The organism is Salmonella sp. SAL04213 (assembly GCF_046550535.1).
In the GTDB taxonomy this organism is placed as follows: domain Bacteria; phylum Pseudomonadota; class Gammaproteobacteria; order Enterobacterales; family Enterobacteriaceae; genus Salmonella; species Salmonella enterica.
Genome location: NZ_JBGDXS010000001.1, coordinates 797,040 through 814,447 on the forward strand (window position 1 = coordinate 797,040; position 17,408 = coordinate 814,447).

General features: G+C 54.1%; 16 protein-coding genes. 10 read left to right on the plus strand and 6 right to left on the minus strand.

Annotated features, from left to right (window positions below; genetic code table 11):
• Nucleotides 1-46: 46 nt before the first annotated feature.
• Nucleotides 47-2,461, minus strand: a complete 2,415-nt coding sequence (gene ybbP, locus ACLJPQ_RS03910; RefSeq protein WP_058821697.1) for a putative ABC transporter permease subunit YbbP — start codon at nt 2,459-2,461, stop codon at nt 47-49.
• Nucleotides 2,458-3,144: a putative ABC transporter ATP-binding protein YbbA gene (gene ybbA, locus ACLJPQ_RS03915; protein ID WP_001110598.1), complete on the minus strand. Its 687-nt coding sequence runs from the start codon at nt 3,142-3,144 to the stop codon at nt 2,458-2,460. Before ybbA ends, ybbP begins: the two co-directional genes overlap by 4 nt.
• Here ybbA and tesA point away from each other — a divergent pair.
• From tesA to cnoX, 3 genes are all read left to right on the plus strand, one after another.
• Complete coding sequence (gene tesA / locus ACLJPQ_RS03920) at nt 3,115-3,729, plus strand: multifunctional acyl-CoA thioesterase I/protease I/lysophospholipase L1 (protein ID WP_001010574.1); 615 nt, start codon at nt 3,115-3,117, stop codon at nt 3,727-3,729. The two genes, ybbA and tesA, sit on opposite strands and share 30 nt — an antisense overlap.
• A gap of 154 nt (nt 3,730-3,883) precedes the next feature.
• Entirely contained in the window at nt 3,884-4,654 is a 771-nt protein-coding gene (locus ACLJPQ_RS03925; RefSeq protein ID WP_001172802.1) for an SDR family oxidoreductase, read from the plus strand.
• Between the two features lie 59 nt (nt 4,655-4,713).
• Nucleotides 4,714-5,568, plus strand: coding sequence for a chaperedoxin (gene cnoX, locus ACLJPQ_RS03930; protein WP_000116060.1), 855 nt, complete (start codon nt 4,714-4,716; stop codon nt 5,566-5,568).
• Between the two features lie 85 nt (nt 5,569-5,653).
• Here the strand turns inward: cnoX and fetB are convergent, their stop codons facing one another.
• Both fetB and fetA read right to left on the minus strand, forming a co-directional pair.
• Nucleotides 5,654-6,433 carry an iron efflux ABC transporter permease subunit FetB gene (fetB, locus tag ACLJPQ_RS03935; protein ID WP_001002130.1) on the minus strand — a complete coding sequence of 260 codons (780 nt, stop codon included), beginning with the start codon at nt 6,431-6,433 and terminating at the stop codon, nt 5,654-5,656.
• Nucleotides 6,420-7,097, minus strand: a complete 678-nt coding sequence (gene fetA / locus ACLJPQ_RS03940; protein ID WP_000140187.1) for an iron efflux ABC transporter ATP-binding subunit FetA — start codon at nt 7,095-7,097, stop codon at nt 6,420-6,422. The genes fetB and fetA overlap by 14 nt, the downstream gene beginning before the upstream one ends.
• A 146-nt stretch (nt 7,098-7,243) precedes the next feature.
• Between fetA and ACLJPQ_RS03945 the strand changes: the two genes are divergently transcribed.
• A complete protein-coding gene (locus tag ACLJPQ_RS03945; RefSeq protein ID WP_000906146.1) occupies nt 7,244-8,161 on the plus strand; it encodes an SPFH domain-containing protein in 918 nt (305 codons plus the stop codon).
• Nucleotides 8,158-8,610 carry an NfeD family protein gene (locus ACLJPQ_RS03950; protein WP_000561177.1) on the plus strand — a complete coding sequence of 151 codons (453 nt, stop codon included), beginning with the start codon at nt 8,158-8,160 and terminating at the stop codon, nt 8,608-8,610. Before ACLJPQ_RS03945 ends, ACLJPQ_RS03950 begins: the two co-directional genes overlap by 4 nt.
• Here ACLJPQ_RS03950 and cueR read toward each other — a convergent pair whose 3' ends face one another.
• Nucleotides 8,611-9,027: a Cu(I)-responsive transcriptional regulator gene (cueR, locus tag ACLJPQ_RS03955; RefSeq protein WP_001026760.1), complete on the minus strand. Its 417-nt coding sequence runs from the start codon at nt 9,025-9,027 to the stop codon at nt 8,611-8,613.
• 109 nt (nt 9,028-9,136) lie between these two features.
• Between cueR and copA the strand changes: the two genes are divergently transcribed.
• The 4 genes from copA to ybaK all read left to right on the plus strand — a co-directional run bounded on the left by copA (nt 9,137) and on the right by ybaK (nt 14,180).
• Nucleotides 9,137-11,638, plus strand: coding sequence for a copper-exporting P-type ATPase CopA (gene copA / locus ACLJPQ_RS03960; protein ID WP_080184597.1), 2,502 nt, complete (start codon nt 9,137-9,139; stop codon nt 11,636-11,638).
• Nucleotides 11,639-11,791: 153 nt separating this feature from the next.
• Nucleotides 11,792-12,619 carry a lysozyme inhibitor LprI family protein gene (locus tag ACLJPQ_RS03965; protein WP_000488545.1) on the plus strand — a complete coding sequence of 276 codons (828 nt, stop codon included), beginning with the start codon at nt 11,792-11,794 and terminating at the stop codon, nt 12,617-12,619.
• Between the two features lie 85 nt (nt 12,620-12,704).
• Nucleotides 12,705-13,499: a TraB/GumN family protein gene (locus ACLJPQ_RS03970; protein ID WP_000421861.1), complete on the plus strand. Its 795-nt coding sequence runs from the start codon at nt 12,705-12,707 to the stop codon at nt 13,497-13,499.
• A gap of 201 nt (nt 13,500-13,700) precedes the next feature.
• Nucleotides 13,701-14,180: a Cys-tRNA(Pro)/Cys-tRNA(Cys) deacylase YbaK gene (gene ybaK / locus ACLJPQ_RS03975; RefSeq protein WP_000186618.1), complete on the plus strand. Its 480-nt coding sequence runs from the start codon at nt 13,701-13,703 to the stop codon at nt 14,178-14,180.
• A gap of 116 nt (nt 14,181-14,296) precedes the next feature.
• On the opposite strand, the gene ushA is transcribed toward ybaK, so the two are convergent.
• The gene (gene ushA / locus ACLJPQ_RS03980; protein ID WP_000670398.1) at nt 14,297-15,949 is read right to left on the minus strand and encodes a bifunctional UDP-sugar hydrolase/5'-nucleotidase UshA; all 1,653 of its coding nucleotides are present in this window, start codon (nt 15,947-15,949) and stop codon (nt 14,297-14,299) included.
• A gap of 172 nt (nt 15,950-16,121) precedes the next feature.
• Here ushA and ACLJPQ_RS03985 point away from each other — a divergent pair, with 172 nt between their 5' ends.
• A complete protein-coding gene (locus tag ACLJPQ_RS03985; RefSeq protein WP_001251593.1) occupies nt 16,122-17,342 on the plus strand; it encodes an MFS transporter in 1,221 nt (406 codons plus the stop codon).
• Nucleotides 17,343-17,408 lie beyond the last annotated feature (66 nt).

Here is a 17,408-nt window from a genome sequence, read left to right on the forward strand (position 1 = left end):
GTACGCGCCGTTTTAAAAACCGGCGCGAAATTATTCACATCATGAATCATCCGTTAAACTGTCGGAATAGCGCTTTGCCTTTCAGCAAACGAACGCCAAGCCAGCCGCCGCATACGGAAAGCAGCAGCGCGCCGCAAAACGGCAGTGCGCCCCATAAACGCCAGTCCGGCTCCCAGGGGAAATCAAAAACGTTAATTTGTAAGATCGCCAGCGCCGTCTCCGCGCCAATCGCGGCGACCAACCCGGCAACTAACCCCAGCATGGCGAATTCGCACCAGAGTGTGGTACGCAACAGTTTCTTTCCGGCTCCTAACGTGCGCCACACCACCAGCTCCTGATGGCGCTGACGCATCCCGACCTGTACCTGGGCCAGTAATAGCAACATGCCGCAGAGGGTGACTAGCACAACCATCACCTCCAGCGCCCGACTGACCTGCTCCAGCACCTGTCCCACCTGTTTCAGGATCGCCCCGATATCTAACAGGCTGACGGTAGGAAACTCGCGGTTAAGCTGCGTTAACATGCCGTTGCCATTCTCCCAGCGAAAACTGGTCAACCAGCTTTGCGGTTGCCCGTCCAGCGCCCCGGAAGGAAAAATGAAGAAAAAGTTGGGCCGCAGGCTTTCCCAGTCCACTTGACGCAGGCTGGTGACTTTAGCGCTAAATGCCTGGGTATCGCCCATAAAGGTTACGCTATCGCCGAGTTTGACGTTCAGCCGCTTCGCCAGCCCCTCTTCCATAGAGACTTCGCCCGATTTTGGTGGCCAGTGACCGGCGACCAGCGGATTATGCGCCGGGCGCGTATCCTGCCAGGTCAAATTCAGTTCACGGTTGAGCGACTCATCCTGCTGGCCTTCCGTCGGATTACCGTTTATCTTCGTTAACCGCGCCCGCACAATCGGATAAAACGTCTGCGGAATCACCTGATGTTCCGCCAAAAAGGCTTTCAGCGGCGCGACCTGTTCTGAAGCAATATTGATAAGGAAATAGTTCGGACTTTCCGGCGGGAGCTGCTGTTGCCAGCGATCAAGGAGGTCGCCGCGCAGCACCAGCAAGAGCGCCAGCAGCATAAACGAAAGCGAAAACGCCGAAAGCTGACTCAACGTTGACCACGGCTGACGCAGAAGTCGGCTGACGGCCAGACGCAGCGGTAGCGACGTCAACGTCATGCCGCGCAGCACGTTAAGCAGCATCCAGCCCACCAGACCGCACAGCAGCGCCAGTATCACGGCGCCCGCCAGAACCGCCCACAACAGCATGCTTCCGCCCATCAATCCGGCGAGCAGCGCCACCACGACGGCGCAGGCGACAGGCAAATAAATTTTTAACGGCCAGACGCGAGCGACAACGTCGCGGCGCAGCACCCGTAGCGGCTGGGTCGCCAGCAACAATCGATAAGGCCGTAAACCGACCAGCAGAGAGATGACCGTCATCGCACCCAGCGCCCACAGCCAGGGCCACAGGCTGGCGGGCGGCAAATCGGCGGGCAGTACCGGTTTTAGCAGCACCAACAATATGTTTTCAAACAGTAACCCAATCGCGCCTCCCGTGACGGCGGAAAGCCCCAGCACCATCAACCACTGTCCGATGATAAGTTTACGCAACTGGGCCCGGCCCGCGCCCAACGTTTTTAAAATCGCCACCAGATCGTAGCGGCTACGGCAGTAATGGCTCATCGCCACCGCGACGGCAGCTACCGCCAGCAGTAGCGTTAATAACGCCGAAAGCAGCAAAAACTGCTGCGAACGTTCGAGCGATTTCCCCAATGCCCCGTCATCCTGCTCCAGTCCGTACCAGCGATGTTCCGGTTTAAGCTGCGGTAACAGCCAGCTTTCATAGCCAGCAAGCTGTTGCGGCGTTCCGCCGAATTTATACCGCCACATCACGCGGCTCCCCGGCTGTATCGCACCGGTTTTTGCCACATCGGCCATATTCATCATCAGACGCGGCGCCATCTGAAAAGGGTTAAACCCGGAATCCGGCTCCTGCACCACTTCACCGGCAATACGCAAGGTCACGTCGCCGACATCAATGGTATCGCCCGTTTTCAAATTAAGCAGCGCCATCAGACGCGGCGCCAGCAGTACGCTACCCGGCTGCGGTTTCACTCCGTCAGGACGGGTTTGCAATTCGCCGTACATCGGATAAACGCTATCTACCGCCTTCACGCTGGCCAGTTGCGGCGTATCGCCGGCAAACGTCATGGTCGCAAAGGTTAACTGCTCGCCCACGTTAAGGCCGCGTTTACGCGCCTCTTCAAGCCAGGCCTTCGGTACCTCCCGCGAACTTTGCAGAGTCCGATCGCCTGCCATAAACTCGCGGCTTTGCTGACTTAACCCTTTTTCCATCCGGTCGCTGATACTGCCGAGCGCCAGTACGCAGGCCACCGCCAGACTCAACGCCAGCCAGACAATAATCAGCGACGGCGAGCGCCATTCGCGCCAGAACCAGCGAGCTATCATGCCTCCTCCTGTAACTGACCGTTGACCAACCGCAGCCGCCGGTCGCAGCGCGCCGCCAGCGCCGGGTCGTGCGTCACCAGAATCAGCGTGGTGCCGTGCTCGCGGTTAAGCGAAAATAGCAGGTCGGCGATTTTATCTCCGGTCTGACGGTCAAGGTTGCCCGTCGGCTCATCGGCAAACAGCACATCAGGACGCCCGTTAAACGCGCGCGCCAGCGCTACGCGCTGCTGTTCGCCGCCGGAAAGCTGTGCCGGAAGGTGGTCAAGCCGTTTTCCCAGTCCCAGTTGTTCGAGCAGCGCTTTCGCCCCCGCCTTACTCTGACCGCTGTTTTCACCGCGTAGCAGGGCCGGTAGCTCAACGTTTTCCAGCGCGTTAAGCGTAGGAATAAGCATGAAGGATTGAAAAACAAAACCGACATGCTGAGCGCGAAGCTGCGCCCGCGCCTCTTCGTCCATCTGGTGAAGCGGTTTCCCGACCAGACTGACCTCTCCGCTACTGCCGTCATCCAGTCCGGCGAGAATCGCCAGCAGCGTAGATTTTCCCGATCCTGATTCGCCAATCAGCGCAATGGTTTCGCCGCGTTTGACAACCAGTTCAACTCCGGTAAGGATGGAAAGCTCATGCTCACCCTGACCGACGGACTTCCTGAGACGATGAACTTCAACACTGTTTTCCGCTGGCATTTGCCCTTCCTGTTTTTGATCCTGTTAACTTTCCGTGCCGCCGCCGCAGACACCTTATTAATTCTGGGCGATAGTCTCAGCGCCGGTTACCGTATGGCCGCCAGCGCGGCATGGCCGTCGCTCCTTAATGATAAATGGCAAAACAAAACGTCGGTCGTTAATGCCAGTATAAGCGGTGATACCTCGCAGCAGGGACTGGCGCGTTTGCCGGCGCTGTTGCAACAGCATCACCCGCGCTGGGTAGTGGTGGAACTTGGCGGCAACGATGGCCTACGCGGTTTTGCGCCTGCGCAAACCGAACAGACGCTACGTAAAATCATTCAGACGGTGAAAGCCGCCGATGCCCAACCGTTACTGATGCAAATTCATCTGCCCGCTAACTACGGTCGCCGTTATAATGAATCCTTTAGCGCCATTTATCCTAAGCTCGCCAAAGAGTTCGATATTCCTCTGTTACCGTTTTTTATGGAAGAGGTATATCTGAAACCGCAGTGGATGCAGGATGACGGCATTCATCCCAACCGCGACGCCCAGCCGTTTATTGCCGACTGGATGGCGAAGCAGTTGACCCCTTTTCTCTCCTGAATCATTCGAGTTGCATGAAGGCGGCACGTAAGAGAATTTCCAGGAGCATAGATACCTATGTGACTGGAGTAAACGAACGCACAGGCAACTTGAAGTATGACGGATATAGTTAACCACGACTCTTAAATCAACGGAGATCCTGACAGGTAAAGTTATGCAAAAATCGGTCTTAATAACAGGATGTTCCAGCGGAATCGGTCTGGACAGCGCGCTTGAGCTTAAACGCCAGGGCTTTCAAATCCTGGCGGGCTGCCGCAAACCTGATGATGTCGCCCGGATGAACAGTATGGGATTTACCGGCGTGTTGATCGATCTCGACTCCCCTGAAAGCGTGGATCGTGCCGCCGATGAAGTGATCGCCCTGACCGATAATCGTCTGTATGGGATCTTTAACAATGCCGGCTACGGCGTGTATGGCCCCCTTTCCACCATCAGCCGTGAGCAGATGGAGCAACAGTTTTCCAGTAATTTCTTCGGCGCGCATCAGCTTACTATGCGCTTACTTCCCGCCATGTTGCCGCATGGCGAAGGACGCATTGTGATGACCTCATCGGTGATGGGGCTGATTTCCACCCCAGGGCGCGGCGCTTACGCCGCCAGCAAATATGCGCTCGAAGCCTGGTCTGACGCGCTACGTATGGAGCTACGGCACACAGGCATTAAAGTGAGCCTGATAGAACCGGGGCCGATTCGTACCCGTTTTACCGATAACGTTAACCAGACGCAGCGTGATAAACCGGTAGAAAATCCCGGCATCGCCGCACGTTTCACCCGCGATCCTGACGCGGTAGTAGCGAAAGTACGTCATGCTTTTGCAAGCGATAAACCCAGGCTGCGCTATCCTGTTACGCTGGTCACCTGGGCGGTGATGGCGCTGAAACGCATATTGCCGGGCCGGATGCTGGATAAAATTTTACAAAGCTGAGTTGAAGCGCGCCCGTCAGCCCCCATGTAAACGTGACACAGACAAAAGAGAGCGACGCCATGTCCGTACAGAACATTGTCAATATTAATGAATCCAACCTGCAGCAGACCTTAGAGCAGTCCATGACCACGCCGGTACTGTTCTATTTCTGGTCTGAACGCAGCCAACACTGTCTGCAATTAACGCCAGTGCTGGAAAGTCTGGCTGCCCAGTACCACGGTCAGTTTATTCTGGCAAAGCTGGACTGCGACGCCGAACAGATGATCGCCGCTCAGTTTGGTCTGCGCGCCATCCCGACTGTCTATCTGTTCCAGAATGGCCAACCGGTCGATGGTTTCCAGGGGCCGCAGCCGGAAGAGGCGATCCGCGCTCTGCTGGATAAAGTACTGCCGCGTGAAGAAGAGCTAAAAGCGCAACAAGCGATGCAGTTAATGCAGGAGGGCAACTACATTGACGCGCTGCCGTTGCTCAAAGACGCCTGGCAGCTCTCTTCGCAGAACAGTGAGATTGGCCTGTTACTGGCGGAAGCGCAAATTGCGCTGAACCGCTCTGAAGAGGCCGAAGCGGTGTTAAAAACTATTCCGCTACAGGATCAGGATACCCGTTATCAGGGGCTGGTTGCGCAGATCGAACTGCTTAAACAGGCGGCGGATACGCCGGAAATTCAGCAACTTCAGCAGCAAGTCGCGGAGAATCCGCAGGATGCGGCTTTGGCAACGCAACTGGCGTTGCAGTTGCACCAGGTCGGACGTAATGAAGAAGCGCTGGAATTGCTGTTCAGCCATCTGAGAAAAGATCTTGCCGCCGCCGAGGGACAGACGCGCAAAACCTTCCAGGAGATCCTTGCCGCGCTCGGCACCGGCGACGCGCTGGCGTCGAAATACCGCCGCCAGTTGTACGCGCTACTGTATTAATCCTCTCTTGCCTGATGGCGCGCTTATCTGGCCTACCTGTCGTCCTCAGGCCGGATAAGGCGCTTACGCCATCATCCGGCAACTATCATGATTTCTTGAGCGGCATCACTACCAACTGATGACGCGAATTATAGAACTTCCGGTAGGTTAAATAGCAGGCAATGATGGTAGACAGGCTGGCTGTCGACAACAGCATAAACGTTACCATAATTTGATATTTAATCGCTTTTACCGGATCGATCCCGGCAAAAATCAGCCCGGACATCATCCCCGGCAGGCTCACCAGCCCAACGGTCTTTGCCGAGTCGATCGTCGGGATAAGCGATGCGCGGATACTATCGCGGATAAGCCCGGCGGAGGCCATTTTCGGCGTTGCGCCCAAACTTAATTTTTCCTGGATTTGCTGCTGCTCGCTGTGAAAACGCAGCCCCAGTTGGTTGTAGCACAGCCCTACCGCCACCATCGCATTGCCGGCGACCATGCCAGCGATGGGAATCACCTGCATCGGCGCAAATTCAATCGAACCGGTAAGCACCAGTACCGTCAGCGTTAGTCCGGCGCCGACGGTGATGGCGATAAACGAGGAGAGAAATGCCTTATCGATATATTTACTGCGCTTTTGCGCGTTCCAGGCGGCGTTAAAACAGATGAACAGCACCATCAGCAGCGTCAGGGCGGCATGATTAACGCCAAAGATGTATTTCAGTACATAGCCGACAATAATGAGCTGTATCACCGCCCGGCATACGCTCCACAGAATATCTTTTTCCAGCGCCAGCTTTTCCTTGTGACTGATGAGCATCGCGACCACCACCAGCAGCATCGATAACGCCAGCGAGGTATTGGTAATATTATGCTCGTTCATAACGCGCCTCCTGCATCTCTCCGGCAGATGGCGTTAACGTTATCACCTTATCCGCGTGTTGAATTTCATCTTTATCATGCGTTACCCACAAGACAGCGACCTGCTTATCGCGAACATAGCGATGAATAATATCATTTACATTCCGTTTGTTATGTTCATCCAGCGCGCTGGTTATTTCGTCGAGTAACAGTATTTTCGGCAGAAACTGTAGATTACGAATTAGAGCAATACGCTGTTTTTCTCCGCCGGAAAGCGCGGTAATCGGTTTTTGCAGAATCGTCTCCGGCAGTTCAAAACGCGCCAGATCGTCTGCGAAGGCTGTCGGCTGCGGGCGCTGATGGCGAATTTGCCAGGGAAAAATCAGGTTATCGTAAACCGTATCGCCAAATAGCGCTGGCGTCTGAGCGCAATAAGAAACCTGCTGGCGATAGGCTTCCGGACTCAGAGTAGTAATATCCTGCCCCTCAAAAAGAATCATGCCGATATCAGGGCTTATTAACGAGGCCACCATTTTCAACAACGTACTTTTTCCGCAGCCAGAAGGACCGGTAATTAACTTAAATTCGCCGCGTTGCAGCGTAAAACTGATGTTATTCACTATTTTTGTCGTCGCAGTCCGGTAACCGACCTGCTTTAACTCAAGCAACATGCTACGTTCTGTCATTTATTGCGCATCCGTTGTTCATATTTTTATAGCGATAGTGTATCCCTGTAATTAATAAGGGGGGAACATGCTTTACTGAATCAGGTATAATTCGCTTAATTCGTCAGCAAAATCGGTTTATGGACAACGCAACAGGAGGTTTAGCTATGCTCATTCTTATCCCTATTCTCATTTTCGTCGCGCTGGTGATCGTCGGCGCGGGCGTCAAAATCGTTCCGCAGGGATACCAGTGGACGGTGGAGCGCTTTGGACGTTACACCAAAACCCTGCAGCCGGGATTAAGCCTTGTTGTACCGTTTATGGACAGAATTGGTCGCAAGATCAATATGATGGAGCAAGTGCTGGATATTCCGTCGCAGGAGGTTATCTCAAAAGATAACGCCAACGTCACTATCGATGCGGTCTGTTTTATTCAGGTTATCGATGCGCCGCGCGCCGCTTATGAAGTCAGTAACCTGGAACTGGCGATCATTAACCTGACCATGACCAATATCCGTACGGTGCTCGGTTCGATGGAGCTGGATGAAATGCTCTCCCAGCGCGACAGCATCAACACGCGGCTGCTGCATATTGTCGATGAAGCCACCAACCCGTGGGGAATTAAAGTTACCCGTATCGAAATTCGCGATGTCCGCCCGCCCGCGGAATTGATCTCCTCTATGAACGCCCAGATGAAAGCGGAACGTACCAAACGCGCCTATATCCTTGAGGCCGAAGGGGTACGTCAGGCGGAAATCCTGAAAGCCGAGGGGGAAAAACAGTCGCAGATTCTGAAAGCCGAAGGCGAACGTCAGTCCGCTTTCCTGCAGGCGGAAGCGCGCGAACGTTCCGCCGAAGCGGAAGCCCGCGCTACGCAGATGGTGTCTGAAGCCATCGCCGCCGGGGATATTCAGGCGATAAACTACTTCGTGGCGCAGAAATACACCGAAGCGTTACAGCAAATCGGCTCGGCGAATAACAGCAAAGTGGTCATGATGCCGCTGGATGCCAGCAGTCTGATGGGCGCTATCGCCGGGATCAGCGAGCTGGTTAAGGACAGCGCCAGCGAACGGAAAAAAGCATGATAGCGATGATTCTGGTGCATCCGCATATCTTCTGGCTTAGCCTCGGCGGCCTGTTGTTGGCTGCGGAAATGCTCGGCGGTAACGGCTATTTGCTGTGGAGCGGCGTGGCGGCAGTGATTACCGGCTTAACCGTCTGGCTCTTACCGCTCGGCTGGGAATGGCAGGGCGTGCTGTTTGCGGCCTTAACGTTACTGGCGGCCTGGCTTTGGTGGCGCTGGCTGGCGCGTCGCGTGCGGGAACAAAAGCCGACCGACAGCCGCCTTAACCAACGCGGACAACAACTGGTAGGCCGCCGGTTTATGCTTGATGCCGCGTTAGTGAACGGACGGGGTCATATGCGTGTCGGCGACAGCTCGTGGCCGGTATGCGCTGACGAAGACCTGCGCGCAGGTACGCATGTCGAAGTGATCGCCGTGGAAGGCATCACCTTACGCATTCGTGCCGTTTAATCAACGTGGCTTTTGCGCCTTGTGATGACAGCAGCCGGAAAGATTATCAATAATCGGGCAGTCGGCGCTGTCATCGCCGGGACAACTCTCCGCCAGCGCCAGCAGTTGATCGCGCATTGATTGCAGCTCGCTGATATGGCGCTCGATCTCCGCGACCTTTTCCAGCGTCCGCTTTTTCACATCTGCGCTATGGCGTCGCGGATCGTTAAACAGATTGACCAGTTCGCCACACTCTTCCAGATTAAACCCCACCTGCCTCGCCTGTCGCAGCAACGTCAGCTCGTTTAAATGCTTCTGCGTGTAGGTGCGATAACCATTTTCGCTACGTAATGGCGGCGTCACCAGCCCTTTCTCTTCATAAAACCGAATGGCTTTGCTGGTTAAACCGGTTTTTTTCGCCACATCGCTAATATTCATATTTCCCCCTTGACCTTAACCTTGCTGGAAGGTTTAACCTTTATCACAGTGAGTCACTACGATTACTAAGGTCAATGAATTGATGACCAATCATAAAGGAGTTTTTACTATGTCTCAAACTATCGACCTGACCCTGGACGGTTTGTCCTGCGGTCATTGCGTTAAACGCGTGAAAGAAAGTCTTGAACAACGTCCGGATGTTGAGCTGGCGGACGTCACCGTAACCGAAGCGCACGTTACCGGTACCGCCAGTGCGGACTCGTTAATTGAAACCATCAAACAGGCCGGGTATGGCGCGACGTTAAGCCACCCAAAGGCTAAACCGCTGACGGAGTCATCAATCCCGTCGGAAGCACTGGCAGCGGTTCCTCATGAGCTTCCGGTAGCGACGGCCGATGAAGAAAGCCAACAGTTGCTGTTAAGCGGCATGAGCTGCGCCAGTTGTGTCACCCGCGTACAACATGCGCTACAAAGCGTACCGGGCGTCACGCAGGCACGGGTAAACCTGGCGGAACGCACTGCGCTGGTGATGGGCAGCGCGTCCGCCGCTGATTTAGTGCAGGCGGTGGAAAAAGCCGGCTACGGCGCAGAGGCGATTGAAGATGACATCAAACGCCGCGAGCGCCAGCAGGAAACCGCCATCGCCACCATGAAACGTTTTCGCTGGCAGGCCATCGTCGCTCTGGCGGTCGGTATACCGGTCATGGTCTGGGGGATGATCGGCGATAACATGATGGTGACCGGCGACAACCGCAGCCTGTGGCTGGCTATTGGCCTGATCACGCTTGCGGTGATGGTCTTTGCGGGCGGTCACTTTTACCGTAACGCGTGGAAAAGCCTGCTGAACGGCACAGCGACGATGGATACGCTGGTGGCGCTCGGCACCGGGGTCGCCTGGCTCTACTCCATGAGCGTCAACCTGTGGCCGCAGTGGTTCCCGATGGAAGCGCGGCACCTCTATTACGAAGCCAGCGCGATGATTATCGGTCTGATTAATCTCGGACACATGCTGGAAGCGCGCGCCCGTCAGCGTTCCTCAAAAGCGCTGGAAAAATTACTCGATCTCACCCCGCCCACCGCACGCGTCGTGACAGAAGACGGCGAAAAAAGCGTCCCGCTGGCGGACGTTCAGCCAGGGATGCTGCTGCGGCTCACTACCGGCGATCGCGTGCCGGTGGATGGCGAAATTACCCAGGGCGAAGCGTGGCTTGATGAAGCCATGCTGACCGGCGAACCCATTCCGCAGCAAAAAGGCGAAGGCGACAGCGTTCATGCCGGCACCGTCGTCCAGGACGGCAGCGTCCTGTTCCGCGCCAGCGCGGTGGGCAGTCATACCACGCTGTCACGCATTATTCGCATGGTACGCCAGGCGCAAAGCAGTAAACCGGAAATTGGCCAACTGGCCGATAAAATCTCTGCGGTATTCGTTCCCGTAGTCGTGGCTATTGCGCTGTTCAGCGCCGCTATCTGGTATTTCTTCGGTCCGGCGCCGCAAATTGTTTATACGCTGGTCATCGCCACCACCGTACTGATTATCGCCTGCCCTTGCGCATTAGGCCTGGCGACGCCAATGTCGATTATTTCCGGCGTAGGCCGCGCTGCCGAATTCGGCGTGCTGGTACGCGACGCCGATGCCCTGCAACGCGCCAGTACGTTGGATACCCTCGTTTTTGATAAAACCGGGACGCTGACGGAAGGCAAGCCGCAAGTGGTGGCGATAAAAACCTTTAACGGCGTTGAGGAAGCTCAGGCATTACGTCTGGCTGCCGCGCTCGAACAAGGCTCCAGCCACCCGCTGGCCCATGCGATTCTGGAAAAAGCCGGCGATGATAAACTGCCGCAGGTGAACGGTTTCAGAACGCTGCGCGGACTGGGCGTCAGCGGTGAAGCGGAAGGTCATCAACTGCTTCTGGGGAACCAGGCGTTGCTGAACGAACAGCACGTCGCCACGGATGATATGACGGCGGAAATCACCGCGCAGGCCTCGCAAGGCTCGACTCCGGTCCTGCTGGCGATTGACGGTAAAGCGGCGGCGTTACTGGCGGTACGCGATCCATTGCGCAGCGATAGTATTGCCGCGCTTGAACGCCTGCACAACGCCGGATACCGTCTGGTAATGCTCACCGGGGATAACCCAACGACGGCTAACGCGATTGCCAAAGAAGCGGGTATTGATGAAGTGATTGCGGGCGTTCTGCCGGATGGCAAAGCCGATGCGATTAAACGTCTGCAAAGCCAGGGTCGTCAGGTTGCGATGGTCGGTGATGGTATCAACGATGCGCCCGCGCTGGCGCAGGCGGACGTCGGTATCGCGATGGGCGGCGGCAGCGATGTGGCGATTGAAACCGCGGCGATTACGCTGATGCGCCATAGTCTGATGGGCGTGGCGGATGCGCTGGCCATTTCGCGCGCGACGTTGCGCAATATGAAACAAAACCTGCTTGGCGCATTTATCTACAACAGCATTGGTATCCCGGTGGCCGCCGGTATTCTGTGGCCGTTTACCGGTACCTTGTTAAACCCGGTAGTAGCGGGCGCGGCAATGGCGCTGTCTTCCATTACCGTCGTCAGCAATGCCAACCGGCTATTGCGCTTTAAACCGAAAGCGTAAAAACGCTATATCAGGCAGCATCAGCTGCCTGATATATTATTAAGCCATCAGTAATTTACCGTATCAATATATAAAAATTTAACCGCACATCCTGTAGAAAAATAAAAAACAAAATTTTATAATGTTTTTTTGAATCATAAGGATGTGTTATTTATGTTTAGAAAAGCAGTTACGCTTCTTTTCCTGCTTTCTCCCGCCGTCAGTTATGCAGGGTTATTTGATTCCACTCCAGAGTTAAAATGTGGCAACGATAATGCAGTCACGGCGGCAAAAGAATGGATTTACAATGAAGCATTAGGTCGTTTACAGCAAGACTATATTAAAGAGCCCTCCACGCTTTTCTTCGATATCCCCCAGACTCAATACGAGCAGCAACTCCGGGCTATTCCTGTTCAATTCAGTGATGTAATCACGCAGAACCCTCAAGCAGAAAATGCCAACCTACGAACTTGCTCGGCTACCGTCGCCATGGGTATTCCTCAGCCATTATTTAAATTAATGAAAGACCTACCAAATACTCTATTCTATATTTCACAAGGGGATGGACAGGTAATAAACAATACGGTGACCTGGAAACAGGTTAACTACAATATTCAGCTAGCAGACAACAACAAAGATATTGTTGTCACCCCTGTGCAAAAAACTGATAAATTGGCGCGGTCTATTTATGTAATGGCAAGAATGACGGTATCTGGTGATAGCATTATAAAGAAAAAAAATAACTCACTGATTGAAATCGCAGCAAAGAAATTTGAGAGTAGAGATCGCGAGCTTAATCAGGTCTGGAAATCGCTACCCGCCTCTGCCCGAACGGCATTAAAACAAGAACAGCGAGTCTGGGTGACCAAAAAAGAGCAGCAGTGCGGCAAACTTAGCGATGCCAAATCCGAGGCCATACCCGCTGAAAAGCGCATCAGTATTTATAAATGCCAGCTTGAAATGACCATCGCCAGAACGGCCTATCTCGACGGCAGCGAATAACCCGACCGATCGTTGACGTCCCGTCAGGGCGCATTGCGCCCTTTTCTCCAACGCGCTAGCATGAGCTTTTTCAAAGGGAGCGCGTATGGAGTTATTAAATCAACTTAAACGTTTATGGCGCGCGCTGCGTGGTACCCCAAATAGTTGGCCTGCTATCGATCTCTCCCTGCCCGGCGGTCGTCATCTGCATCTGGTTGGCAGTATTCATATGGGGACGCGCGATATGGCTCCTCTTCCAGCAAAGCTGGTGAAAAAACTACGCCAGGCCGACGCGCTGGTCGTTGAAGCGGATATTTCTGGTAACGAAACGCCATTCAGCAATCTCCCCAAATGCCCGCCGTTGGTCGAACGTCTCAGCGCCGGGCAGCTAAGCGCACTGGAAAAACGGGTCAGCGAGTTGGGTATGCCGCTGATCCATTTTGATAATCAACCTTTATGGCAGATAGCTATGGTGCTACAGGCCACGCAGGCGCAACGGCTGGGATTGCGCCCGGACTATGGCATTGATTATCAGCTATTACAGGCTGCCCGCGAAATGTCGCTGCCGGTGCAAGAGCTGGAAGGGGCGAAACACCAGCTCGAACTACTCTGCGATCTGCCCGATGGCGGGATGGCGCTGCTCGACGACACGCTGACGCACTGGCACACCAACGCACGGCTTTTGCAGGTGATGATCGGCTGGTGGCTTGAGCAGCCGCCGACCAGCGTCGGCGCTTCGCTTCCCAGAACGTTTAGCCAGCCGCTGTATGATGTACTGATGGTAAAACGCAATGAAGCCTGGCGCGACGCGCTGCTGGCACTGCCGCCGGGACGCTACGTGGTAGCCGTAGGGGCGCTACATCTGTACGGCGAAGGCAACCTACCGCAAATATTGAAATAAAAAAATGGCCAATATCGCTATTGGCCCGTCAAAGAGGAATTTCATCGTTATTATTATCCCGACGCTTTCGCTTCGGATCTTCAGATTGTCGCTCAAAGTTGCCGCAACTGCCAAGACCTAATGCACAAGATTATACTATTTTTTAGTCCGCTTTCGGGCGTATGCTGATGGCAAATCACGTCTGTAGTAAGAAGGAACGTTATGACACCCGCAGTTAAGTTACTCGAAAAGAATAAGATTCCGTTTAACATTCACACCTACGATCACGATCCGAATGAAACTAACTTTGGCGATGAAGTGGTGCGTAAGCTCGGGCTAAACGCCGATCAGGTGTATAAAACGCTTTTGGTCGCCGTGAATGGCGATATGAAGCAACTGGCCGTCGCCGTGACGCCTGTAGCCGGGCAGCTGGATTTGAAAAAAGTCGCCAAAGCTCTGGGCGCGAAAAAGGTCGATATGGCCGACCCGATGGTGGCGCAACGCACCACGGGATATCTGGTCGGCGGGATCAGTCCGCTGGGACAGAAGAAACGGCTGCCTACGCTGATTGACGCGCCAGCCCGCACGTTTGCCACTATATATGTTTCCGGTGGTAAACGCGGGCTGGATATTGAACTGGCGGCTGACGATTTGGCCGCCATCCTGGGTGCTAAATTCGCTGATATCGCGCGTCGGGATTAAGCCTGCGTAAAATACATTGCCGGATAGCGGCGCAAACGCCTTATCCGGCCTACAGCAGACATAATCCGTAGGCCTTAAGGCTGCGCGCCATCAGGCAGTGATGGCTATCCGTACCGCTACAACCAGCTCACCTCGCCTTTTGGCGTAAACGCCGCCGCATCCAGCGGTGAATTTTGCTGAATAAACTCTTTCAGCACTTCCGCATCAATAAACCCGGTATTCACGTATCCCGGTTTGTTATCGATGCGCGGATAACCATCGCCGCCCGTGGCGTTGAAACTCAGCGTCGCCATGCGGTAGGTTTTGGCCGGATCAACAGGCTCGCCTTTGATTTTCAGATCGGTGAGCTTGCCCTCTTTGGCGACAAAGCTCACATTGGCGAACTGTGGATAGGCGCCGGAGTCCGGTTTCATCTGCGCTACGGCGGTGAGATAATCAACCACCTCTTTGCCGCTCATATCGGCATACACCACAATGTTGCCGAACGGCTGTACCTTGAGCACGCTTTTATAGGTAATATCTCCCGCCTCAATCGAGTCGCGAATACCGCCGCCGCTCATCACGCCAAAATCGGCGCCGGTGCGCGCGATCTGCGCAGCCAGAATCACCCGTCCCATATTGGTCTGGACAAATCTGACCTTACTGCGATCGCCTTCAAGAAGGCCATTCACGCTACCAATTTTCACCTCCAGTTGCGCTTTACCTTTATTCTGGAACGGCGTTAATAACGAGAGCATTTGCGGATTTTCGGCGATTTCCGGCGTGTAAAGTACACGCTCGCTTTTCCCGTTATCCCAGGTCACTTTTTTCTTGAGATTTACCGGAATAAGCTGGTAGTTAACCATTTTCATCTCGCCGTTACGGAATTCGAAATCCGCGCGGCCCACATATTTACCCCACTCATGCGCCTGCACGATCCAGATACCATTTTGCTTATCCGGCGCGCAGGGCGTTCCCGGTACGTAATTCACCTGTTTTTTATTTTCCGACGCCATGCATACCGGGTCTTGTGAGTGACCGCCCACAATCATCGCCAACGAACCGGCAGGCAGGCTACGCGCCATCTCAACGTCGCCCGGCGCGTTCGAACCGTGATCGCCGTTGTCATAATGTCCCATATGCGTGGTCGCGATAATCACGTCCGGTTTTTCATTCATATTAAGTTCCTGAATCACCACCTTTGCTTCTTCAGCAGGTTTACGAAACTCAATATCGGTGAAATATTCCGGGTTGCCTATTTTCGCCGTGTCATCGGTGGTTAAGCCGATTACCGCGATTTTTATATCCTGGCGTGTAAAAATAGCCCACGGCTTAAACAGACGCTCGCCGGTACTTTTTTGATAAATATTGGCGGAAAGAAAGGGAAACTTCGCCCACTTTTCCTGCTGGCGCAATACGGTGAGCGGATTATCAAATTCATGATTACCGACGGCCATAGCGTCGTAGCCAATCAGATTCATCCCGCGGAAATCGGGCTCCGCATCCTGGAGATCGGATTCCGGCACCCCGGTATTAATGTCGCCGCCGGATAACAACAGGACGCTTCCCCCCTCTTGCGCCACCTCTTTACGGATACTGTCCACCAGCGTTTTTTGCGCCGCCAGACCATATTCGCCATATTCGCTGCGCCAGAAGTGACCGTGGTGATCGTTGGTATGCAGGATAGTAATTTTATAGGTTTTATCTTTTTCGTAAGCCTGTGCAGGCTGAGTCGTCAGCGCGAACGCCGCCAGTAACGCCAGCGCCACACCCCGTTTCAAAAATTTCATCTTTCTCTCCCTGACTCAATATCAACCGCAGAAATTACCTTTCCTTGCAATAATAGACAAATATGTTTTCAGAATTGAGACTTCCTTCAAACACATTTCACAGGTATGTTAGGCAAGTAATAATTACACATCCTACTATCTCCAACATCGCATAAAATTTAAGTGACTTTCTATGGCCATGAGTGAACCAACCCAGCCGTTAGCCGGCGCGCCCGCAGCGGCCGCTAAAGCACGTACTTCGTTTGGTATTTTGGGCGCGATCAGTCTTTCCCATCTGCTGAACGATATGATCCAGTCGCTAATCTTAGCCATTTATCCCCTGTTGCAGGCGGAGTTCTCACTGACTTTCGTCCAGATAGGTTTGATCACCCTGACGTTCCAGCTCGCCTCATCGCTGCTGCAACCGGTCGTCGGCTACTGGACGGATAAGTATCCCATGCCGTGGTCGCTACCTGTCGGCATGTGTTTTACCCTGAGCGGGCTGGTACTGCTGGCAATGGCGGGAAGTTTTGGCGGCGTATTGCTCGCTGCGGCGCTGGTGGGTACCGGCTCGTCCGTTTTTCACCCGGAATCGTCCCGCGTGGCGCGCATGGCCTCCGGCGGACGTCATGGTCTGGCGCAGTCTATCTTCCAGGTCGGCGGTAATTTCGGCAGTTCGTTGGGTCCGTTGCTGGCCGCCGTGATTATCGCGCCCTATGGCAAAGGGAATGTCGCCTGGTTTGTGCTGGCCGCGCTGCTGGCGATCGTGGTGCTGGCGCAGATCAGCCGCTGGTATGCAGCCCAGCACCGGATAGCGAAAGGCAAGCCAAAAGCGATAATCGCTAACCCGCTGCCGCGCAATAAAGTCGTGCTGGCGGTCAGCGTATTATTGCTACTCATTTTCTCGAAATATTTTTATATGGCGAGCATCAGTAGCTACTACACCTTTTATCTGATGCAAAAATTCGGATTATCAATACAAAACGCGCAGCTCCATCTATTTGCCTTCCTGTTTGCGGTGGCTGCCGGGACGGTAATCGGCGGGCCGGTGGGCGATAAAATCGGCAGAAAATATGTGATTTGGGGCTCTATTCTCGGCGTCGCGCCGTTTACCCTTGTTTTACCCTACGCCACGCTGTACTGGACGGGGATTTTAACGGTGATTATCGGCTTTATTCTCGCGTCGGCGTTTTCCGCCATTCTGGTGTATGCCCAGGAGCTGCTGCCAGGACGCATCGGTATGGTTTCCGGCCTGTTTTTCGGGTTTGCCTTCGGGATGGGAGGCCTGGGCGCAGCGGTGTTGGGGCTGATTGCCGACCATACCAGTATCTATTTAGTTTATAAAATCTGTGCTTTCCTGCCGCTTCTGGGGATACTGACCATATTCTTACCTGATAATCGACATAAAGCATGATTTTATGGCGGTTAAAGGTACGCTTTAACCGCCTGTACATCCTGATGCCATCTTGCTTTGTCCATC